The sequence below is a fragment of the Rhizobium sp. CF142 genome (assembly GCF_000281145.1).
Lineage (GTDB): Bacteria > Pseudomonadota > Alphaproteobacteria > Rhizobiales > Rhizobiaceae > Rhizobium.
Window position 1 is genome coordinate 46,815 of record NZ_AJWE01000136.1, and the last position, 20,356, is coordinate 67,170.

At 60.9% G+C, this 20,356-nt stretch carries 21 protein-coding genes; 13 read left to right on the top strand and 8 right to left on the bottom strand.

Annotated features, from left to right (window positions below):
• Positions 1–14: 14 nt before the first annotated feature.
• The gene (locus PMI11_RS34585) at positions 15–1,946 is read left to right on the top strand and encodes a glycoside hydrolase family 127 protein (RefSeq protein WP_007826919.1); all 1,932 of its coding nucleotides are present in this window, start codon (positions 15–17) and stop codon (positions 1,944–1,946) included.
• Between the two features lie 10 nt (positions 1,947–1,956).
• Complete coding sequence (gene ugpC / locus PMI11_RS34590; protein ID WP_007826924.1) at positions 1,957–3,054, top strand: ABC transporter ATP-binding protein; 1,098 nt, start codon at positions 1,957–1,959, stop codon at positions 3,052–3,054.
• A 44-nt stretch (positions 3,055–3,098) separates the two neighbouring features.
• On the opposite strand, the gene PMI11_RS34595 is transcribed toward ugpC, so the two are convergent.
• Entirely contained in the window at positions 3,099–4,397 is a 1,299-nt protein-coding gene (locus PMI11_RS34595) for an alpha/beta fold hydrolase (RefSeq protein WP_007826926.1), read from the bottom strand.
• Between the two features lie 96 nt (positions 4,398–4,493).
• On the opposite strand from PMI11_RS34595, the gene PMI11_RS34600 reads away from it, so the two are divergent.
• From PMI11_RS34600 to PMI11_RS34650, 11 genes are all read left to right on the top strand, one after another.
• Positions 4,494–5,639, top strand: coding sequence for a M24 family metallopeptidase (locus PMI11_RS34600; protein WP_007826928.1), 1,146 nt, complete (start codon positions 4,494–4,496; stop codon positions 5,637–5,639).
• 251 nt (positions 5,640–5,890) lie between these two features.
• Complete coding sequence (phnF, locus tag PMI11_RS34605; protein WP_007826930.1) at positions 5,891–6,679, top strand: phosphonate metabolism transcriptional regulator PhnF; 789 nt, start codon at positions 5,891–5,893, stop codon at positions 6,677–6,679.
• The gene (gene phnG, locus PMI11_RS34610) at positions 6,672–7,130 is read left to right on the top strand and encodes a phosphonate C-P lyase system protein PhnG (protein ID WP_007826932.1); all 459 of its coding nucleotides are present in this window, start codon (positions 6,672–6,674) and stop codon (positions 7,128–7,130) included. The genes phnF and phnG overlap by 8 nt, the downstream gene beginning before the upstream one ends.
• Entirely contained in the window at positions 7,130–7,675 is a 546-nt protein-coding gene (phnH, locus tag PMI11_RS34615; protein WP_007826933.1) for a phosphonate C-P lyase system protein PhnH, read from the top strand. The genes phnG and phnH overlap by 1 nt, the downstream gene beginning before the upstream one ends.
• Positions 7,675–8,772 (top strand): carbon-phosphorus lyase complex subunit PhnI, encoded by a 1,098-nt coding sequence (locus tag PMI11_RS34620; RefSeq protein WP_007826934.1) that lies wholly within the window; start codon positions 7,675–7,677, stop codon positions 8,770–8,772. Before phnH ends, PMI11_RS34620 begins: the two co-directional genes overlap by 1 nt.
• Entirely contained in the window at positions 8,769–9,683 is a 915-nt protein-coding gene (locus PMI11_RS34625; RefSeq protein WP_007826935.1) for an alpha-D-ribose 1-methylphosphonate 5-phosphate C-P-lyase PhnJ, read from the top strand. Before PMI11_RS34620 ends, PMI11_RS34625 begins: the two co-directional genes overlap by 4 nt.
• Positions 9,680–10,528 carry an ATP-binding cassette domain-containing protein gene (locus PMI11_RS34630; protein ID WP_007826936.1) on the top strand — a complete coding sequence of 283 codons (849 nt, stop codon included), beginning with the start codon at positions 9,680–9,682 and terminating at the stop codon, positions 10,526–10,528. Before PMI11_RS34625 ends, PMI11_RS34630 begins: the two co-directional genes overlap by 4 nt.
• Positions 10,529–10,549: 21 nt before the next feature.
• Positions 10,550–11,290, top strand: coding sequence for a phosphonate C-P lyase system protein PhnL (locus PMI11_RS34635; protein WP_037072682.1), 741 nt, complete (start codon positions 10,550–10,552; stop codon positions 11,288–11,290).
• Entirely contained in the window at positions 11,277–12,449 is a 1,173-nt protein-coding gene (locus tag PMI11_RS34640) for an alpha-D-ribose 1-methylphosphonate 5-triphosphate diphosphatase (RefSeq protein WP_007826938.1), read from the top strand. The genes PMI11_RS34635 and PMI11_RS34640 overlap by 14 nt, the downstream gene beginning before the upstream one ends.
• Before the next feature lie 392 nt (positions 12,450–12,841).
• On the top strand, positions 12,842–13,651 hold the full coding sequence (locus tag PMI11_RS34645) for a PfkB family carbohydrate kinase (protein WP_007826939.1): 810 nt from the start codon (positions 12,842–12,844) through the stop codon (positions 13,649–13,651).
• 121 nt (positions 13,652–13,772) lie between these two features.
• Positions 13,773–14,732, top strand: coding sequence for a S1C family serine protease (locus tag PMI11_RS34650; protein WP_007826940.1), 960 nt, complete (start codon positions 13,773–13,775; stop codon positions 14,730–14,732).
• A 79-nt stretch (positions 14,733–14,811) separates the two neighbouring features.
• Here the strand turns inward: PMI11_RS34650 and PMI11_RS34655 are convergent, their stop codons facing one another.
• The 7 genes from PMI11_RS34655 to PMI11_RS34685 all read right to left on the bottom strand — a co-directional run.
• A complete protein-coding gene (locus tag PMI11_RS34655; protein WP_007826941.1) occupies positions 14,812–15,705 on the bottom strand; it encodes a haloalkane dehalogenase in 894 nt (297 codons plus the stop codon).
• On the bottom strand, positions 15,695–16,294 hold the full coding sequence (locus PMI11_RS34660; RefSeq protein WP_037072688.1) for a TetR/AcrR family transcriptional regulator: 600 nt from the start codon (positions 16,292–16,294) through the stop codon (positions 15,695–15,697). The genes PMI11_RS34655 and PMI11_RS34660 overlap by 11 nt, the downstream gene beginning before the upstream one ends.
• A gap of 159 nt (positions 16,295–16,453) precedes the next feature.
• Positions 16,454–16,588: a hypothetical protein gene (locus tag PMI11_RS38460; RefSeq protein WP_007826943.1), complete on the bottom strand. Its 135-nt coding sequence runs from the start codon at positions 16,586–16,588 to the stop codon at positions 16,454–16,456.
• A gap of 49 nt (positions 16,589–16,637) precedes the next feature.
• Positions 16,638–17,054 (bottom strand): organic hydroperoxide resistance protein, encoded by a 417-nt coding sequence (locus tag PMI11_RS34670; protein WP_007826944.1) that lies wholly within the window; start codon positions 17,052–17,054, stop codon positions 16,638–16,640.
• 159 nt (positions 17,055–17,213) lie between these two features.
• Positions 17,214–18,539, bottom strand: a complete 1,326-nt coding sequence (locus PMI11_RS34675) for an ATP-binding protein (RefSeq protein ID WP_007826945.1) — start codon at positions 18,537–18,539, stop codon at positions 17,214–17,216.
• Positions 18,536–19,276: a response regulator gene (locus PMI11_RS34680; RefSeq protein ID WP_007826946.1), complete on the bottom strand. Its 741-nt coding sequence runs from the start codon at positions 19,274–19,276 to the stop codon at positions 18,536–18,538. Before PMI11_RS34680 ends, PMI11_RS34675 begins: the two co-directional genes overlap by 4 nt.
• Before the next feature lie 132 nt (positions 19,277–19,408).
• Positions 19,409–20,356, bottom strand: a 948-nt coding sequence (locus tag PMI11_RS34685; RefSeq protein WP_007826948.1) for an alpha/beta fold hydrolase, incomplete at its 5' end; no start/stop codon positions are given.

Below are 20,356 nucleotides of genomic sequence, written 5' to 3' on the forward strand. Positions count from 1 at the left end.
CTCAAGGAGTTCCCATGCCCATCGCCCAGAAATCCCAATCTCGCTCCCCGATCGACCGCTACGTGCCGGCCGACCATACCCGCGTCGTCTTCAACAGCGGCTTCTGGAAGAGCTGGACGGAAACCGTCCGCGACGTGACCATCCCCACCCAGCATATGCGGCTTGACGAGGAGGGCTTTCTTGAAGTGCTCGATTTCGACAAGCCGGCCGGTCCGTTGGCGCGGCCGATCCAGCCGAGTGGCCTGTCGATGCAGCATTTCTTCGATTCCGATTTCGGCAAGTGGATTGAGGCCGCGAGCTACACGCTGAAGAACAATCCGAATCCGGACATCGAGGCCAAGATCGACGCGATTGTCGAGAAGCTCGAACATGGCCAGATGGCCGACGGTTACCTCAACAGTTGGTTCATTCGCCGCGAGCCGGAGAAGCGCTGGACCAATCTGCGCGACCTGCATGAAATGTATTCGATGGGCCATCTGCTGGAAGGTGCGGTCGCCTATTTCGAAGCGACCGGCAAACGCCGCTTCCTCAACGTGATGATCCGTGCCGTCGATCATATCATCGACACATTCGGCCGTGAGCCGGGCAAGCTGCGCGGCTACGACGCGCATGAGGAAATCGAGCTGGCGCTGGTCAAGCTCTACCGCGTCACCAAGGATCCCCGCCACCTTGATCTCGCCATCTATTTCGTCGACGAACGCGGCCAGATGCCCTCTTACTATGATGAAGAGGCTCGCAAGCGCGGTGAGGACCCGGCCAGCTACGTGTTCCAGACCTATGCCTACAGCCAGGCACACATGCCGGTGCGCGAACAGACGCAGGTCGTCGGTCACGCCGTGCGTGCCATGTATCTGTTCTCGGCGATGGCCGATCTTGCCTTTGAGAATGACGACGAGAGCCTGAAAAGCGCCTGCGGCCGGCTCTTCGACAATCTGGTGGGACGCCAGCTCTATGTCACCGGCGGCCTCGGCCCCTCGGCCTCGAACGAAGGCTTCACTAGGGAATACGACCTGCCGAACGAGACGGCCTATGCCGAGACCTGCGCTGCCGTGGCGCTCGGCTTCTTCAGCCATCGCATGGCGCAGATCGAGCTCGACAGCAAGTTCACCGACAAGCTCGAAACCGTGCTCTACAATGGCGCGCTGTCAGGCATCTCTCGCGACGGCCAACACTATTTCTATGAGAACGTGCTTGAAAGCCACGGCCAGAACCGCCGCTGGAAATGGCACTACTGCCCTTGCTGCCCGACCAATATCGCCCGCTTCATCACCTCGCTCGGTCAATATTTCTATTCGACCAAGGTGGATGAAGTCGCGATCCACCTATACGGCGAAAATGCCGCCGAGCTCACGGTCGGCAATTCCTTCCTGCGTCTGAAGCAGAAGACCGAATATCCCTGGAATGGTGATGTCGGGATCTCGCTCGGCCTCGACCAACCGAAGCGTTTCACGCTGCGGCTGCGCATTCCCGGCTGGTGCCGCGATGCCAAGGCCCTCGTCAATGGCGAGGCGATCAAGCTCAATGTCAGCAAGGGATATGCACCAATCGAACGCGAATGGAAGGACGGCGACGAGGTTCGGCTCGCCTTTGACATGCCGGTCGACCGCCTCTATGCCCATCCGGCGGCGACGGAGGACAATGGCCGCTTTGCGCTGCGGCGCGGACCTGTCATTTTCTGCGTCGAGGAAGCCGATCTCGGTACGGAACCGCAGCGGCTGAGGCTGCCTTCGCAGGGCGAGATTGCCGCCAGCTTCGACGAAACGCTTCTCGGCGGCGCCACGGTTCTGGAAGGCGATGCGCTGGAAGCCGATGCATCCGACTGGCAGGATTCGCTCTATCGCACAGAGCCGCCGGCGCTGAAGCCGAGGCGGTTCAGGGCGATCCCCTACCATCTCTGGGCAAACCGAGAGCCGGGCGCAATGGCCGTCTGGCTGCACGAAAAGTAGGGAGATCACAATGGCACGCCTTGAACTGCGCAACGTGGTCAAATCCTACGGCATTTACGAAGCCGTGCGCGGCATCAACCTCGATATCGAGGACAACGAATTCGTCGTCTTTGTCGGCCCGTCCGGCTGCGGCAAGTCGACGACGCTGCGCATGATTGCCGGCCTGGAGCACATTACCGGCGGCGATATCGTCATCGGCGATCAGGTCGTTAACCGGCTTGGCCCCGGCAAGCGCGACATTGCCATGGTGTTCCAGAACTACGCGCTTTATCCGCATATGAGCGTGCGCGAGAACATCTCCTTCTGCCTCGAACAGCAGAAGCTGCCGAAGGCGGAAATCGACGAGCGCATCATCCGTGCGGCCGAGACGCTGCATATTACCGAACTCCTGTCGCGGCGCCCCGGCCAGCTCTCGGGCGGCCAGCGTCAGCGTGTTGCCATGGGTCGCGCCATCGTGCGCAATCCCAAGGTCTTCCTGTTCGACGAGCCGCTTTCCAATCTCGATGCCAAGCTGCGTGTGCAGATGCGCACCGAGATCAAGCGCCTGCACCAATTGCTGCCAACCACGACAGTCTATGTCACCCACGACCAAGTCGAGGCCATGACCATGGCTGATCGCGTCGTCGTCATGAATGGCGGCATCATCGAACAGGCCGGGCCGCCGCAGGAACTCTACCATCATCCTGTCAGCCAGTTCGTGGCCGGCTTCATCGGCTCGCCGTCGATGAATTTCCTCACTGCGATGCTTGAGGCCGAGGGAGATGGGCTGGTCGTCATCCTGGAAGACGGCAGCCGGCTTGCGGTTCCCGCGACCCGGTTTCAGGAATATCAGGCGCATGCCGGCAAGCCGGTCATCTTCGGAATCCGGCCGGAATCGATATCAAGCCTGACGCCGAAACCCGGCTTTGAAACCATCGAGGCGAATGTCGACCTGGTGGAGCCGCTGGGGCCGGAAACGATGATCTATTTCGACATCGGCTCGGTCAGCATGTGCGCCAATGTCGATCCCGAGAGCGACCCGCGCCCACGCACGAAAATGCCGCTCTCCTTCAACATGAACCGCATGCATCTCTTCGACCCCGTCGGCGGCAGGTCGCTTTCGGCCTGACGTCGACGTATGTGCGAACATACCAAAGGCGGAAACCCCTCGGATTAACCGAGGGGGCCGCCGCGATCGCGAACCATCTGCCTGAGGCGCGTGAAGACAGTGGCTGACTGGCGCACGCCGTCGTGTTCGAATTCGTTCGTCACCCAGGTCTTGATATTGCCGACATCACGAGCAGTCGCGAGTGACAACTCGGCATCGACATACATGTCATCGAAATAGACCGCTGCGGCGACCGGGATCTCGCTTGATGCAAGCCGGGCCGGATCGTAGAGCGGTTCGAACCCGTCGTGACGCGCCAGCGCCTCCACCGCATCGCGGAAGGGCCGCAGCGATCGGATTTCCTCAAACATCCACGGATACATCATCTCGCCGGTCAGATAGAGCGGCCGGCTCTCTTCACCGAATTCGGCGAATTCCGACCGGATACGCTCTGCCGCCCAGCCGGTCGCACCCTTGCCCTGCCCGTAGATGCTTTCCTGCAATACGGCGAACATTGGATTTCCATCATAGGAGGTCAGCGACATGACGGAGGCGAGGAAAGCATCGGAGAACCGCGTTTCCTCCGGATCGGAGAAGGCTTCGTCCACCAGCCAGTGCACGTTTTCATAACCGGGCGCCATACCGAAATCGATGCCGATGGTCTGCAGCCTGCGCACCGTCAAGCGATCCCCATCAGGCAGGCGCACATCATCGGCGGCAATGCGCTCGGCGATCCGGGCGATGCGGTCGCGATCGGCGGGATAGCGCTGGTAGTATTCCCGGTTTTTGGCAGCGACGCGCGGATAGGTGCGACGATAGACGTCATCTGCCGTTGCCGAGAGCCCGGCCAGCCCGCCCGTGACATAGCAGGCAGCCAGCCCCTCCGGCGCCTGCGACAGATAGGTCAGTGTCAGGAAGCCGCCATAGCTCTGGCCAAGCGTCTCCCAGCGCGCGCCGCCGAACACGCTCTTCCGGAGATGCTCGCAATCGGCAATGATGCTGTCGGCCCGGAAATGGCTGAGATAATCGGCTCCGGCGTTCCCATCCGCAAAGGCAGCCATGGTGGCGCTCTCGATGCGCGTGCTTTTGCCCGTACCGCGCTGATCGAGCAACACGACGCGGCAGTTCTTGAGCGCCTCGCCGAGCCAGGACGGACCGCCGCCAACCGGCCGCGGCGACTTGCCGCCCGGGCCACCCTGCAGGAAAAGCAGGACAGGCAGTTTTTCCTGCTTGCGTGCGGGATCGCAGACTTCGCGCGCGAAGACCTTGATTGAAGCGCCATCCGGATTTTTCCAGTCGAGCGGTACGTCGACGAGATGGTCGCAGACATGAACGCCGGGGATCGTATATTCGCTGACGAGCATGATCAAATCCTGTGGAATGTTTGTCGACACACTGCCTACAATTGCCCTATGCTGGAATCAAGCATTCAATTTTGACAAAGATAACGGATATATAGCGTGTCTCTCCCCGCCTGGTCCCATCCCGTCGCAGCCATCACTGACGAAGAACGGCGCAGCCGCCTGTCGCGCTTGCGCGAGCGTATGCAGGCGAACGGCATCGCCGCCACGCTGCTCGGCCCGACAGAGAGCTTACGCTATTTCACCGGTCTCGTCTGGCACCTGAGCGAGCGGCTGCTCGGTGCGGTCGTGACTGAGGATAAGCTCACTTACATTGTACCCGGTTTTGAGCGCAGCCGCGTCGAGACGCTGGCGCATCTGCCCGGTGAGATTGCCGTCTGGGAAGAAGAAGAAAGCCCTGCCGCATTGGTATCGCGACTTGTTGGCCCGTCCGGCACGCTCGCGCTCGACGATGGGTTACCGCTTGCCTTCTATTACGCCTTTACCGGAGAGATGGGGGCGACCCGTCTTGTCGATGCAGGGCCTGTCATTCGCGCGCTACGCGCCATCAAATCGCCGGCTGAAATCGCCCTCATCCGGTATGCGATGGGTATTACGCTCGATATTCATCGCAAGGTCCGCGACACTCTCGCGCCCGGCATAGCCGCCTCGGACGTTGCGCGCTTCATCGACCAGCAGCATCGCGCTGCCGGCGCCGATGGCGGCTCGACCTTCTGCATTGTCTCCTTCGGTGCGGCGACCGCGCTGCCGCATGGGGCGGATGGCGAACAGATCCTGCAGGCGGATGACGTCATCCTCGTCGATACGGGCTGCCGGATCGACGGTTATCATTCCGATCTGACACGCACCTATATGCTGGACGAGGGCAATCCCGAATTCGTACGCGCATGGGCACTCGAGCGTGAGGGCCAGCAGGCCGTTTTCGATGCGGCAAAACTCGGCACGCCCTGCGAAAGTCTGGATGCGGCCGCCCGCAACGTGTTTGCTCGGCATGGGCTCGGCCCGGATTACCGCCTGCCCGGCCTGCCGCATCGCGCCGGCCATGGCCTCGGCCTCGAAATCCACGAGGCGCCCTATATCGTCCGCGGCAATAAAACACCGCTGGCGCCGGGCATGTGCTTCTCGAACGAGCCAATGGTCGTCTTCCCCGGCACATTCGGCGTTCGCCTCGAAGACCATATCTACATGACCGAGGACGGCCCACACTGGTTCACGACGCCGGCAGAAAATCCCTACGCGGTCTGAGTTTCATTTCGCTCCCACACCAGGTCATCTGGCGCCACCGGTTCTCCTGGTGTCGGACATGAACGCGAAGCCGATATCGGATGATGACTCGTCGTCAGCCTATTCGTACATCCAGATCTTCCGGATCAGGTCCGCACAGCCGTTTCACTTCAGCAGCAGTCGCTCAACGAAGAAATCGTCCCCGCTTACACAAAAGCGTCACCGACAGCCGCTATGTTTAAGTCATCCGAATGAATTTTGGATTCATCCGAATGACGAACGAACAACATTCGATCGAAGCAAGATCCCGGTCGGGCCAGTGGCAGATCGTTGAGAAGCAGATCAACAGGGATATCGCGTCAGGTGCGCTCCAACCGGGAAGCCGCCTGCCGACGGAAACCGAGATCATGGAGCAGTTCCAGGTCGGCCGCCACAGCGTACGGCGGGCGATCGCCGAGCTTGCTGCTGCCGGAAAGGTGCGGGTCGAGCAGGGGCGCGGTACCTTCGTGGAAGAGCACTCCGTCATCACCTACAATATCGCCCGGCGAACGCGCTTCCGCAAAAACCTGCTGGAACAAGGGCGCGTTCCCTCCGGCCAGCCGGTCTCGGAGTCGGAGATCGTAGCGCCGCCGGGGATTTCCGCAGCACTGAAGCTCCCGGAAGGCGCAAAGGTCTACATGATCGCCCGCCGTGGCTTTGCCGACGATGTGCCGATCAGCCTCAGCCATTCCTACCATCCGGTCGAGCGTTTCCCGAACATGCATCTGCGCCGCCGCGCAGGTGAATCGGTCACCACCATCTACGCTGCCTTCGGCATCCCTGACTATGTCAGGCAGAGCACCACGATCCTCACCCGGCGCGCGATCGGTGATGAGGCGCAGCTTCTTGCCCAGTCGCCCCAGCAGCCGGTGCTCGTCGTCCAGAAGACCGACGTCGACATGGAAGGCCGGCCAATCGCCTATTCCGAGACCGTCTGGGCCGGAGAACGCGTGCAATTCAGCATTGATAACGAGCCGGAGGATCGCGCTGCGACCACGGCGAAAGGACAGGACGATGAATGACACCATGGAAGCCGGCGCGCGCCCTGCCAGCGTCAGCCATGCAAGCATGCTCGACATACTTGCCAGGGCCGATGCTGAGAGAATCAAGGCCGTTGCGGAGGATCTGCTCGATGAGCTCGGACCGGTGGAGGTTCTGGTCAACCGGACCGGTCTCGCAATGCTGCCCTATACGGATACCGTGCAGAACACGGCATTCCATCTCGGCGAGGTGCTGATGGCAGAAGCCCATATCCGCTTGGCCGATCATGGCACGGAAGGCTATGGCGCCGTCGTCGGACGCGATCTCCAACATGCCATGGCAATGGCCGTCGTCGATGCGAGCTTCGCAAGCGATATCCGCAAGACCGACATCGAGACCTTCCTGGCGGGTGAACATCGCCGTCAGACGCAGGACGACGATATCAGGCTGCGCAAGGTCGAGGCGACGCGCGTACGGATGGAGACCTTCTGATGAGCCAGACCTTGCTCCTTCCGACCGATGATGACATGCGCACCAATGCCACGTTCGATGCGCTGATGTGGGCGCTTGCCCGGCCGGGACGCTCCCAGCCCCTGCCCTTTCCAGGTCTGCTCGCGCTGGCCGAAAGCCTGCTTGATCGCGAATGCAGCTTCTTCTGCTCCGATGAGAGGCTGAAGGCAGACATTGCCAGGACCGGCGCCAATGCCGTCGCCTTGCCACAGGCCGAATATGTCTTTACCTCGATCGGCGAGCGCTCTGATATCTCCGCGCTTTCAGCGATGCTGAGCGGCAACCTGCTCTATCCCGATGTCTCGGCGACGATTTTTGGGGAAGCGCAGATCGGCTCCGGAACGAGGCTTCGCCTCACAGGCCCCGGCGTCAATGGTTCTATCGATATCGCCGTTGGTGGCGTGCATCTGGATTTTTGGGCACTACGCGCCGAGGCGATCCGCTATCCGCTCGGCTGGGACATTTACCTTGCCGATGGTGCAAGTCTCATCGGCATTCCCCGCTCCACGAAGATAGAGGTGCTCTGATGGCCTATGTTGCAACACGTGGCGGCGAACACGCCATTGAACAGTCTGAACGTCTCTATCGCGAAGAGCTTGGACAGATCAACAAGGCCCGCGTGGAAGCTATCGGCGAGAGCCTGCCCTATCTGGTCGACCGTGTCATGGGCGAAGCGTCGCTCTACGCGCCGGAGCTTGCCGCATTGGCGCTGGCCCAGTCCGGCGGCGATCTCTACGAGGCGGTACTGCTCCTGCGCGCTTATCGCACGACCCAGCCGCGCCTGACGATTGCCAAGCCGGTGCGTCAGCAGGATCTCTTCACCGTCCGGCGCATTTCGGCCGCCTTCAAGGATATTCCGGGCGGCCAGATCCTCGGGCCGACGCTCGACTATTCGCACCGCCTGCTGAACGTCGATGTTCTGAACGGCGCGACCTTCGTTCCCGAACCGGTAGTATCGGCAGACAAGCCGGCACCCGCCACCCAACCGTCGCTGGCCGACTGGCAGAAGGCGCAGGGCCTGATCGCCGAGACGCCGGCCGCGGATGTGCCGCTTGACGAGATCCCAGATGTGACGCGCGAGCCGCTGCTCCTTCCGGCAAGCCGCGCCCACAAGCTGCAGAGTCTGGCGCGTGCCGATACCGGCGGGACACTGGCGCTCGGCTACTCGACCATGCGCGGTTATGGTAGTGTGCATCCGACCGTCAACGAGCTGAGGCTCGGCGAGGCCGAGGTCCGTATCCGCCATCCCCGTGGCACGCTCTTCAGCGCGGGACGCGTGCGTGTCAGCCAAAGCGAGGTCATCTCCAAGAGCAAGGGGCTGGAGCTCGGCTTTTCTGCCACATTCGGCTGGAACGAGGTAAAGGTCATCGCCGCCGCCTCGCTCGATCTTGCTTCCAACCAGCCCAATCCGCATCCGGCCTCGAATGAGGAGTTCATCCTCTATCACACGGAGCCGGTCGAAAGCTCCGGCTTCTGCATCCATTTCAAGCTGCCGCATTACGTGACCTTCCAGTCGAGCCTCGATGCTATCAGGCGCGTCAAAGCCGACAAGGCAGCCAATGAAACCGGCACGCGCCAGGACGGCGCGGTCAAGCAGGCCGAACTCGAAAAGGCAATGCCGTGAAACTCGATCAACTGACCAAACCCTGGGCGGCCTTCAGCTATGGCTTCCTGGACGAATCCGCCAAGCGCGAGATGCGCCGCCGCATCCTCAAAGCCATCGCCATTCCCGGTTATCAGGTACCCTATGCCAGCCGTGAAGTGCCAATCGCCCGCGGCTGGGGAACGGGCGGTCTGCAGGTAACGCTGACACTCCTGAAGCCGACTTCCGTCGTCAAGGTCATCGACCAAGGTGCCGACGATTCCGTCAATGCCAGCAGCATCCGCAAGTTCCTGCGCCGGGTCAGCTCGGCCCGGGAGACCCTGGATACGCTTGAGGCCGACATCATCCAGTCGCGCCACCGCATCCCAGAAGAGAAGCTGCGCGAGGACCAGATCCTCGTGCTGCAGGTTCCCAATCCCGAACCACTGCGACCTGTCCAGCCGGACATGTCAGAAGCACGCGTCATGCATGGTGATGCCGATTACGGCCAGCTGTGGCTTACGCTTTATGAACAGCTGGTGCGCTCCGGCCGGATCATGCAGGGATCGAGCTATCCGAGCATGGTCAATGGTCGCCATGTGATGACCCCTTCGCCGATCCCGCGCTGGGATGTGCCGAAAATGAACCAGGCGGCGAACCTTACCATCCTCTCGGCCGGCCGCGAAAAGCGCATCCATGCCGTACCTCCCTATACACGCGTCGAGCCGCTGGTCTTCGACGATGTGCCCTACCGGGTCGAGGATCATGCTGACAAGATTTGTCACCGCAGCGGCGTAACAGGCTACTTCATGAACGAACTACCGCAGGATGATGGCTCCTCCACCTTCGAGGTTTCTGATAGCCAGTATGGCGTCAAGCATATCTGCAAGCAGGACGGCGAGGCCGTTGCCATTGGCGAAACCTATTACAAGCAAGGCAGGATCGAGCAATGAGCGCTGCACCCCTTTCCGCCTCCGATCTTTCTGCCGCAAATCTTTCGGCATCCGGGCGCCAGCCGCCGCGGCTGATGCTGTCTTCCCCGATCCTGACGATGAACAGCATCCGCAAGAGCTTCGGCGAGGTACAGGCGCTGCGCGGCGTCGATGTCACCGTCTATCCGGGCGAAGTGCTCGGCATCGTCGGCGAATCCGGTTCGGGCAAATCGACGCTGCTTCGGATGATGAACCTCGAAGACAGAGCCGATGACGGCGAATACAGGCTGGCACTGCCCGGCCGCGAGGATATCAATCTCTTCACGCTCGACCGTTTCGAGCGGCGTATGCTGCGGGCGCGCCATATCGGCATTGTCTACCAGAACCCGCATCTAGGTTTGCGGATGAACCATACGAGCAGCGGCAATGTCGCGGAACGGCTGCTGATTGCCGGCGAGCGGAATTTCGCAACGCTTCGTGCCCGTGCCAAGGGTGCACTCGATGCCTCGGAATTTCCGGTCGCGCGCATGGACGCCCGTCCCGCGGAACTCTCGGGCGGCATGCAGCAGCGCGTGCAGCTTGCCAAGGCGATTGCGCTCGAGCCGGCGCTTTTGCTGCTCGACGAGCCGACAACGGGCCTCGACGTCAGCGTCCAGGCGCTGGTCCTCGACACACTGAAACGGCTGCAGCGCGAGCGCCGGATCACCATCGTCATCGTTTCGCATGATCTCGGTGTTATCCGCACGATGGCGGATCGTGTCATGGTGATGCGCAACGGCGAAGCCGTCGAAGAGGGGCTCGCCGACCAGATCTTCCAGGATCCGCAGCATGAATATACCCAGCAGCTCGTGCATGCGAAACTCTGACAGGAGAGCCATCAGGTGAACATGCACACACATCCTGCCGATTCGGCACAGACCATCCTCTCCGTCCAGGGCCTCGCCAAGCATTTCGAGATGCATCATCTCAAACGCACGCTGCACGCCTTCGACAAGGTCGATTTCGAACTCCGCGAAGGTGAATTCATCCTGCTGACGGGCGAAAACGGCGCCGGCAAATCAACGCTCTTGCGTACGCTCTACCGCTCCTACGTACCGCGCGCCGGCCACGCCTATTATCATACGCGCGAAGGTGTCATCGATCTGACAGTCGCAGCCGACGTCGATATCGCCCTCCTGCGCAAGCGGGAGATCGGCTTCGTGACGCAGTTCCTGCAGGCCCGTCCGCGCGTGGCGGCCGAAGAATTGGTCGCCGAGCCGCTGCGCCTTGCTGGCCGGCCTTACAGCGAAGCGATCGAAGAGGCCCGCCGCTGGCTTTCCGCCTTCGGCGTCAAGCCGGGGCTCTGGGCGGCCTATCCCTCCACCTTCTCCGGCGGCGAACAGCAGAAGGTCAATCTGGCGCGTGCGCTCATCCTGCCGCAGCGGCTTCTCTTCCTCGACGAGCCGACCGCCTCGCTTGACAAGAATGCGCGCCGCGCACTCGTTGCCCGCCTCGCCGAGCTGAAGGCTGCAGGCGTCGCAATGATCGGCGTCTTTCACCACCCCGACGATGTCGCGGATCTCATCGACCGCGAAATCAGCCTTCAAACCCGACAGATCCAGGATGGAGCAGAGAATGTGGCTGAGTGATTTCGAAATCGTGCTGCGCGATAGGGTCATACCGCGCGGTGCTGTCAGGATCGAAGACGGCATCATCGCCGACATAAGAGAAGAGCCGGTGGCCGCGGCCGATATTTCCGGTGACGGCAGGCTGCTGCTTCCAGGCTTTATCGACATGCATGGAGACATGATCGAGCGTGAGATCGAACCGCGGCCGAATGTGCGATTTCCCCTGGAGCTCGGCATTTTCGAACTCGATAAGAAGCTTGCTTGCAATGGCATCACCACCGCCTATGCGGCGCTCTCCTTCCATGCCAATAGCAGCTACGGCCACATCCGCTCGGAAGAACATTCGCGCTCGATCATACAGACGCTGGTCGAACTCAGGAAGAACGATCTCCTGATCGACCATCGGGTTCATGCGCGCTTCGAAATCACCTTCACCCATGCCCGCGTCGTCATCGAAGACCTGCTGCGGGCCGGCGCCCTCGATCTCGTCTCGCTGATGGACCACACACCAGGTCAGGGTCAGTACCGCGATGTCGAACGGCATATCGAGACGATCGCGCGCAACAACAAGATCACCCTCGAACAGGCTGCCCAGCGCGTTCAGCAGCGTATGGAAAATCGCGCTCAGAACAATGACGCGGTCGACAATCTGCAGGGCATTGCCGCCACTGCCCGCGACCACGGCGTCATTATCGCCTCTCATGATGACGACAGCATCGAAAAGGTGGCGATCGTCGAGGGACTTGGCGCGCGCATCAGCGAGTTTCCGGTGACGATGGCGGCGGCAGAGGAGGCCCGCAAGTTTGGACTGGCAACCGCCATGGGTGCGCCGAATGCGCTTCGCGGGCTTTCCTATTCAGGCAACCTTTCTGCCCGCGAAGCCTATGAACGCGGCGTTCTCGACATCCTGGCGAGCGATTATCATCCCTCCGCCATGCTGCCGGCTGCCATCGCGCTTGCGGAAGCCGGATCGGGCGGACTGCCGGCTTCTGTGGCGCTGGTCAGCGTCAATCCCGCCAAGGCGCTCGGGCTGACAGATCGCGGCGCGATCGAAGTAGGACTGCGTGCCGATCTCGTCATCGCCGAGCATGGCCGCCTTCCGCGGGTGCGGGCCACTTTCTGCCGGGGCAGGCAGGTCTATTCGGATGGAATTGTCCTGCGATTCCAGAAGGCTGCATAAGAAGCCTCTAGCTGAAAAGCACCAAGAGTTGCCATTGAGTAAAATACATCCGGAATTTCCGGATGTATTACTTTATATAAATAGTGTAACTACCGAAAAATATTTAATAATTAATTCTTGTCTCAACGAGAATATCGACATGCGGCCACTGGAAGGCGTCAAAGCTTGGGACGGCAACTGGTTTCAGCAGATGCGTCGGCGCCGGCGGAATCGGGTTTCTGCTGGCGGACCGCATTGCCGCTTATCGCTGGCCGGAAGCCTGGACGATCATCTTCCTGATCGTCGCCGTCGTTTATCCTATCGATCTTTCCTCAGCCTGGCTGCGCGGTAAGATCATCGGCAAGAATGACAGCACACGCTAAGGGACGGAAGAGCGCGGCAAGGGAGATAGAATGGCAAGGATAATGGTGGTCGGCAATGCCAATGTCGACCGGATCTGGTGGCTCGACCGACCACTGGTATCGGGCGGGAGGCTCGCCTGCCAGTCGATTGAGGAGCGCTATGGCGGCGGGGGCTTCAATACCGGCCTGGTCCTGCTCGATCGCGGCCACGAGGTGATACTCGTCACCAGCCTTTACGACGATGATCGAGGGCGTACCTATCTGAAGGATCTCAGCAAGCGTGGCTTCAACACCGATTTCGTTGGCCTCGTGCCCGGAGAGACTGCAGCCGTCGACATCCTTGTTGACCCCGGCGGCGAACGCACCATCATCGCGCCCGCTGGCCGCCGCAGGCCGGCCACCGAAGCCCTGCCGCCGATCGATGCTTCGCTCGTCTACCTCAACGCACAGGCGATGAGCCCGGCAGCCCTGCGGCAATTGGATGATTTCGACCAGGTGGTTTCGCAATATCCGCTCTCGGCTGAACGCCGGCCGGCCAATGTTCTGATCGCGTCGCGCTCGGACGTGAAAGAAGCGGCGCAAACCGCCTGGCAGGCAGCTGCTGAAATCGCCGCGCCCCGGCTTGAAACCCTCGTGCTGACGAGCGGCATGCAACCCATCGAGATCGTCAGCCGGCAGGATTCGATCATCGTCGAGTTACCGCCAGCAGCCCCAGTGCGCGATACGACGGGAGCGGGAGACTATTTTGCCGGTGGCTACATTGATGCCATCCTCAGAGGTCTTGATGCCGGCGCCGCAGCGCTGGCTGCCTGCAAGGTGGCGGCTTCGTACCTCGCCGCCTCCGGAAATCACGGCTCTTGAAAGACAGCCCCGCAAGTCTCACCTGATATCTCCATTGTTCACCTGTCGAACGACAGCCCTTTGCCATCAGCAGTCGCTGCCGGTCCTCAACGTCGACGCCTCACGCGTCGGAGGAGATTTCATGGGATTCATTGATCGTGACATTCAGCCGTCGTCAGACGCCGGGCTGCTGGATGCCTATTCCGAAACGGTGTCGAATACCGTCGATATGGTCGGCCCGGCAGTCAGCCGCATCGAGCGCATCGGCGGACGGGCGGGACATGGTTCCGGCTTTGCCATCTCGCCCGACGGTCTCATCGTCACCAACAATCACGTCGTCGGCGATGCAAAGGCCGTCACCATCAAGACGCCTGATGGTGCAGTCGTAGAGGGCCGGGTGCTTGGCCGCGATGAAGACACCGACCTTGCCCTGATCCGAGCCAACGACTGGTCCGGCGCCTGGGCGCAGCTTGCCGACTCGAAGAAGCTGAAGCGCGGGCATATCGCTGTTGCCATCGGCAATCCGCTTGGCTTCGAATGGACTGTCACAGCCGGCGTCGTTTCCGCTCTCGGACGCTCGATGCGCGCTGCGAGCGGTCGCCTGATGGAAGATATCATACAGACCGACGCGGCGCTTAACCCCGGCAATTCAGGCGGTCCGCTGGTTTCTTCGTCAGGTGAGGTCATCGGCGTCAACACCGCTGTCATCCAGGGCGCGCAGAGCATCGCCTTTGCGGTCGCATCGAATACCGCCAAACATGTCGTGTCCGAAATCCTGCGCTTCGGCGAGGTCCGCCGCGGATATATCGGCATTGCAGCCGATACGGTTGACCTGCATCGGCGTATTGCGCTTGAGGCCGGCGTTCCCCAACGGACGACAGTCCGCCTGCGCCGCGTCGAAGACGATGGTCCTGCCGCCAGGGCCGGCCTTCGCGAGGGTGATTATCTGCTCGCAATCGGCGGCCATCCGGTGTCGGGGATAGACGACGTTGTCCGGCTGTTGGACGGGTCGACGATCGATGCCGATGTCGATGTGCTGATTTTCTCCATCGCAGGGCGGATCGAGCAACGCACCGTTCGCCCCGCAAAAAGAATACATTAGCATCTGCGGTAGCCGGATAGAGAAGAGAACGAAGTCGATACACGCCTTCGTTCTCCGGTGGCGGCAATCGCTCTGCTGCCTATGCAACGAGGCTCTGCGCCTCGATCTCGGCGATGAACTCGGCAACCGTCTCGCCGATGATTTCAGGATGATCTTCCTGCAGGTAGTGCAGGCCTTTGCCCAGCTTGATCAGCCGGCAATTGCGCAGACGTTTTGCAAAATCCTCGGCAAAGGCGGTCGGAATGAGGGCGCCGGGATCGCCGGCGAAGAGAAGCTTCGGATAGTTCGATATTGCCAGAGCCTCATGCGCCTTTTCCATGGTCGCATAGACATCTGCGGGTTCGCCGGCGATCGGCAGCTCATTTGGAAATTGCCAGGTCGGCAGGCGCGAGGCTGGTGTCGGAAACGGCGCTCGATAAACGGCCATCTCCTCCTCGCTGAATTGACGGAGCGTCGCCCCCGGCAGTACGCCTTCAACGAAGATATTGTCTTGGAGAATGAGGGCCTCACCCTCTCCCGGCGTGCGGAATTTACGAAAAATCTCACGCTCGGCACCATTCTGCAGAAATTCGTCCCAGGTTGGGATCGGCCTGATGAACTCCATGAAGGCCAGGCCCCGGACGAAGTCGGGACGGCGGGCTGCGAGATGGAGCGCCAGCCCGCTTCCCCAATCCTGGGCGACGAGATAGGCCGACTTAATGCCCATCTTCGCTATGAAGGCGTCGAGGTAGCGCGCATGGTCTTCGAAGCGATAGGCAATGTCAGGCTTGCCCGATTGTCCGAAGCCGATCAGATCAGGGGCGATACAATGAGTGACATCTGCAACATGCGGAATGATGTTGCGCCAGATATAGGACGAAGTGGGATTGCCATGCAGAAAGAGGGCGACAGGGCCGTCCGTTCTGCCGGCCTCGCGATATGCCATTTCGGAATCGAGCACCGGCACGCGCGGCAGACTGATATCATGTCTCATGGGTGTGATCCTTGAATACGGTGGCAAAAACGATCTTCTTGAACCGCTCCAGAGGCTGGGCATCCCGCGAGACTTTCATGCGCAGGATGGCACCCTCCCATGAAGCAAGGAGGAATTCGGCCAGATCTTCCGGCCTGATCGCATCATCGATCTCTCCGGAGGCCTGTCCTTCGGCAATGCAAGCCGTAAATGGCGCGCTCCATTCGCCAAAAATTTCCGCGAGCCGCGTGCGCAGCATCTCGCTCTGCGGGGCCGCCTCCAGGCTGAGATCGCCGATGAGGCAGCCGCGGCTGAAACCATCAGCAGCCAGACGGCCGGTGATGATATCGAGATATTTCTCGATACGCTGGCGTGGCCTCAGCCCCGCGTCCCCCAGCGCCGTCTCGATGGCGCACTGAAGATCCTGAAAGTAGAGATCCAGTACCTCCCTCGTGAATTCCTCTTTGGAACGGAAGTGGTTGGTGAACGAGCCCTGTGGCACGCCTGCTTCGGCAACGATGTCGCGGACGCCCGCGCCAATGTAACCCTTGCGGAACATGACCTTTCGGCCGGCTTCGAGAATTGAGTTTCGGTGTGAATGTTTTGCCATGCGCATTACAATACGTACGACCGTATTAATGTCAAGACTGAGATCGTTTTGCGACGCAATCGGAGCCAGACAGGTAGAAAGACTTTAAAAAACAGAGGCACCCGCCATCCGGCGGGTACCCTACTTATCGCTCTCTGACGGAATCAGACTGCAATCACCTTACAGGGACCCGGGTGCCGCCGAGGCCGCAACAAGCAGACCAAGCAGTGGCGACGGCTCGTCAGAGAACACGTCATAGATACAGGGTGCCGCAAAAACCGCGGCTCCCAGAATGAAGATAATGATCCTTTTCATCGAAGCCTCCGTGGACGCAGCCAGCTGCACCCAAATTGCGCCGGGATGTTTAAACGAGATTGAGCTCGACATTGATGTTGCCGCGCGTCGCCTTCGAATAAGGGCAGGTCTGGTGGGCTTCCTCGATCAGCGTGCGGGCGACTTCAGGCTCCAGACCCGGCAGGCTGATGTTCAGCCGGGCCTGCAGGAAATAGGCATCGCCGGTCATGCCGAGATCGACTTCAGCGTCAACCGCGGTATCGGCGGGAAGCCTCAGCTTGCGCTTGCCGGCGGCAAGGCCCATCGCCCCGATGAAGCAGGCCGACCAACCGGCTGCAAAGAGCTGTTCAGGATTGGTGCCGGCATGGGCGCTGCCCGGAGGCGAGAGCTTTACGTCGAGCTGCGCATCGCTGCTGCGGGCGGAGCCGTCGCGGCCGCCGGTGGTGTGGGTCTTGCCGGTGTAGAGAACCTTTTCAATCGTCGTCATGAGAGCACTCCGTGGTTTCGTGTCGCGACCTGCGACATCTGGTGACGGAGTGGTTTTGACGGGCTGACGTATCCCGTATGTTTCCAAAATTGGCCGAACTGTATCAAAGCGTAGCGCCGGTCCATCTGGACATTTTCGCATACAAATGCAGCGAAAAATTCAATTGGCGCGGATCGTCACTTCGGCCGCGAGACCACCGCCCTCGCGGTTATACAGCCGTACCGAGCCGCCGATCGCGGCTGCCAATTGCTGGGCAATGGCAAGGCCAAGGCCTGTGCCGCCAGTCTCGCGATTACGCGACTGTTCCAGCCGGAAGAAGGGTTGCATGGCGGCTTCGAGCATGGCGTCCGGAATGCCAGGGCCGCGGTCCATCACGGTGATGGCGATCGCCTCCTCGCCTTTCCTTTCAACGCTGATTTCGGCTGCGCCTGCGAATTTCAGCGCATTGTCGACGAAGTTCGTGAGAATGCGGCGAAGCGCATGCGGTTTTGTCGATGCAATGCCCTGTACGAGGCCGACGACGCTGACGGCCTTGTCCATGTCCTGATAGTCATAGGCGATGCTGTCGATGAAGGACGAGAGATCGATACGGGAAAACTTCTCGCCATTGCCATGCGCGCTGCGGGCATAAGCGATCCCATCCTGCACGAGACGTTCGATCTCACCGAGATCGCGCACCAGCTTGTCCTTCCCGGGGGAATCATCGGTCATATCGGCGCGCAACCGCATGCGGGTGATCGGCGTCTGCAGGTCGTGCGAGATCGCAGCCAGAATCTGCACTCGCTCTTCGAGATAATGCGCGATCCTCTCGCGCATGGCATTAAAGGCGCGCGCCGCATGCGCAACTTCGCTCGGGCCACGCTCGCTGAGCGGCGGACCTTTCTTGTTGGGATCGAGTGCATCGGCCGCAGCCGCAAGAGCCCCGAGCGGGCGGATTGCCTGGCGCACGGCAAACCAGGTGCAAAGCACCAGCAGCACCATCTGGATAGCAAGCACATAGGGCAACCATGCCGCAATCGGCATCGGAGGCCGCGGCGTGATGTCGATCGTCAGCGGACTTCCGTCGCTCAGTGTCAGATGCGCCTGCAACCGGCTGATGTCGCCTGGAATGGATTCCATGCGGATCGGATAGGTGCCGCCAATCGCCTCTTCGATCCTGCCGCCGATTTCCCTGCCCTTGCTGGAATTGTCGGGCGCACCAGGCAGACCCGGCCCAAGTTCGAAACGATAATTGCCGCGGCTGAGACGATCGAGCAGGTCGCTGCGCTGATCCGCCGGCAGGCGGTCGAGAACGGCAATCGAGGTCGCGACATCACTTTCCAAAGTGCCGAGCATGACGGCCTTGGCCGACATGGAACGCTCGACGAAGAGGACTGTGAAGGACAGACCATAGGCAATCGCCAGGCCCGCCAGCAGAATGAAGAAAAGCCGAGCCCGCAGCGTGCTCGGCCAAAACCCGGAGCGAAGAGCAGTCCCCACGCTCATGACCTGGCCTCTTCAATCTCCACCGGAACGGAAAAGACGTAACCTTCGCTGCGCACCGTCTTGATATAGGTCGGCTCGCGGGCATCATCCCCCAGTCGCTGGCGAACGCGGCTGACGAGCAGGTCGATGGAGCGGTCGAAGAGTTCGGCATCACGGCCCTGCGTGAGGTTCAGCAGTTGGTCGCGGTTGAGCACCCGCTGCGGATGGTCGATGAAGACGCGCAGCAGCCGATATTCGGCGCCACTCAGCGCAATCTCGGTTCCTTGCCTGTCGAGAAGATGACGGCCGACCGTATCCAGGCGCCAGTCACCGAAGCGAAGCCACTGTCCCGCCTCCGAAATCTGCAGGTTCGGCGGCAGCGCGCGGGTGCGGCGCAAGACGGCCTTGATGCGTGCCAGCAGTTCGCGCGCGGCAAAGGGTTTCGGCAGATAGTCGTCGGCGCCCATCTCCAGCCCGATGATGCGATCCATCTCGTCGCTGCGGGCCGTCAGCATCAGGATCGGCGTTGCCTTGTGCTTACCCGCACGCAGCTCACGACAGAGCACGAGCCCGTCATCGCCCGGCATCATGACATCGAGCACGATGAGATCGACCGTATTGCCTTCGAGAAAGCTGCGCATCTGGCGGCCATCGGCGGCGACTGACGTCCGAAGCCCGTTTTTCTTCAGATAGCTCGAAACCAGTTCGCGGATTTCACGATCGTCATCGACGATCAGGATGTGGTCGACGTGCTCCATGTCGGGACTTTCGGATCCTCTATCTATTGGCGCGCAACAGAACTGTTATCTGCAGACTCGCTGCTTACTGTTTTGACTCTGAATTGGCTGCCGCGAAACAGGGAATTCCGTTCGCGGCAGCCGAGGCAGGCTTTAGAAGCGATCGACATCCAGAATGGCCTGGGCAAAGGCCTGCGGTGCTTCTTGCGGCAGGTTATGGCCGATACCGCCAGTGATGTTGCGATGCTCATACCTGCCGGTGAACTTTTTGGCGTAAGCCGAAGGCTCCGGATGCGGCGCGCCATTGGCGTCGCCTTCCATGGTGATGGTCGGTACGGTGATAACAGGAAAGGCAGCGAGCTTCTTTTCCAACGCGTCATACTTCTTTTCGCCATTGGCAAGGCCAAGCCGCCAGCGGTAGTTGTGGATGGTGATTGCGACATGGTCAGGGTTTTCGAAGGCTTTGGCAGAGCGGTCGAAAGTTGCGTCATCAAATTTCCACTGCGGCGAAGCAAGCTTCCAAATCAGCTTTGCGAAATCATGCCGGTTGGCCTCATACCCCTCGCGGCCGCGTTCAGTGGCGAAGTAGAACTGATACCACCAGGACAGCTCGGCCTGCGGCGGAAGCGGCTTCTTGTTCGCCTCCTGACTGCCGATCAGATAGCCGCTAACCGAGACCAAGCCCTTGCAGCGTTCCGGCCAGACAGCGGCCAGGATGTCCGCGGTGCGGCCGCCCCAGTCATAACCGCCGATCACGGCGCGCTCGATGTCAAGCGCATCCATGAAGGCGATGATATCAGTGGCGATGGCAGCCTGCTGACCGTTGCGCGGTGTCTTTGCGGAGAGGAATTCGGTTGAGCCATAGCCGCGCAGATAGGGGATCAATACCCGATAGCCGGCATCGGCGAGCGCAGGCGCTACGTCGACGAAGCTGTAGATGTCATAGGGCCAGCCATGAAGAAGGAGCACAACCGGGCCATTTGCGGGACCGGCTTCAGCGTAGCCGACATTGAGCACACCGGCCTTGATTTGCTTCAGCGGTGCAAAGGACGTGTGCGAGCCTGCCGTCACGGCGGGCGCGGGAACCTGTGACTGGGCACC

Coding starts and splice junctions, on each gene's coding strand:
- PMI11_RS34585 (WP_007826919.1), top strand. CDS start 15: ATGCCCATCGCCCAGAAATCCCAATCTCGCTCCCCGATCGACCGCTAC.
- PMI11_RS34670 (WP_007826944.1), bottom strand. CDS start 17,054: ATGACGACGATTGAAAAGGTTCTCTACACCGGCAAGACCCACACCACC.
- ugpC (WP_007826924.1), top strand. CDS start 1,957: ATGGCACGCCTTGAACTGCGCAACGTGGTCAAATCCTACGGCATTTAC.
- PMI11_RS34620 (WP_007826934.1), top strand. CDS start 7,675: ATGGCCTATGTTGCAACACGTGGCGGCGAACACGCCATTGAACAGTCT.
- PMI11_RS34640 (WP_007826938.1), top strand. CDS start 11,277: ATGTGGCTGAGTGATTTCGAAATCGTGCTGCGCGATAGGGTCATACCG.
- phnF (WP_007826930.1), top strand. CDS start 5,891: ATGACGAACGAACAACATTCGATCGAAGCAAGATCCCGGTCGGGCCAG.
- phnG (WP_007826932.1), top strand. CDS start 6,672: ATGAATGACACCATGGAAGCCGGCGCGCGCCCTGCCAGCGTCAGCCAT.
- PMI11_RS34595 (WP_007826926.1), bottom strand. CDS start 4,397: ATGCTCGTCAGCGAATATACGATCCCCGGCGTTCATGTCTGCGACCAT.
- PMI11_RS34650 (WP_007826940.1), top strand. CDS start 13,773: ATGGGATTCATTGATCGTGACATTCAGCCGTCGTCAGACGCCGGGCTG.
- PMI11_RS34675 (WP_007826945.1), bottom strand. CDS start 18,539: ATGAGCGTGGGGACTGCTCTTCGCTCCGGGTTTTGGCCGAGCACGCTG.
- PMI11_RS34660 (WP_037072688.1), bottom strand. CDS start 16,294: ATGGCAAAACATTCACACCGAAACTCAATTCTCGAAGCCGGCCGAAAG.
- PMI11_RS34655 (WP_007826941.1), bottom strand. CDS start 15,705: ATGAGACATGATATCAGTCTGCCGCGCGTGCCGGTGCTCGATTCCGAA.
- PMI11_RS34635 (WP_037072682.1), top strand. CDS start 10,550: ATGCACACACATCCTGCCGATTCGGCACAGACCATCCTCTCCGTCCAG.
- PMI11_RS34645 (WP_007826939.1), top strand. CDS start 12,842: ATGGCAAGGATAATGGTGGTCGGCAATGCCAATGTCGACCGGATCTGG.
- phnH (WP_007826933.1), top strand. CDS start 7,130: ATGAGCCAGACCTTGCTCCTTCCGACCGATGATGACATGCGCACCAAT.
- PMI11_RS34630 (WP_007826936.1), top strand. CDS start 9,680: ATGAGCGCTGCACCCCTTTCCGCCTCCGATCTTTCTGCCGCAAATCTT.
- PMI11_RS38460 (WP_007826943.1), bottom strand. CDS start 16,588: ATGAAAAGGATCATTATCTTCATTCTGGGAGCCGCGGTTTTTGCGGCA.
- PMI11_RS34680 (WP_007826946.1), bottom strand. CDS start 19,276: ATGGAGCACGTCGACCACATCCTGATCGTCGATGACGATCGTGAAATC.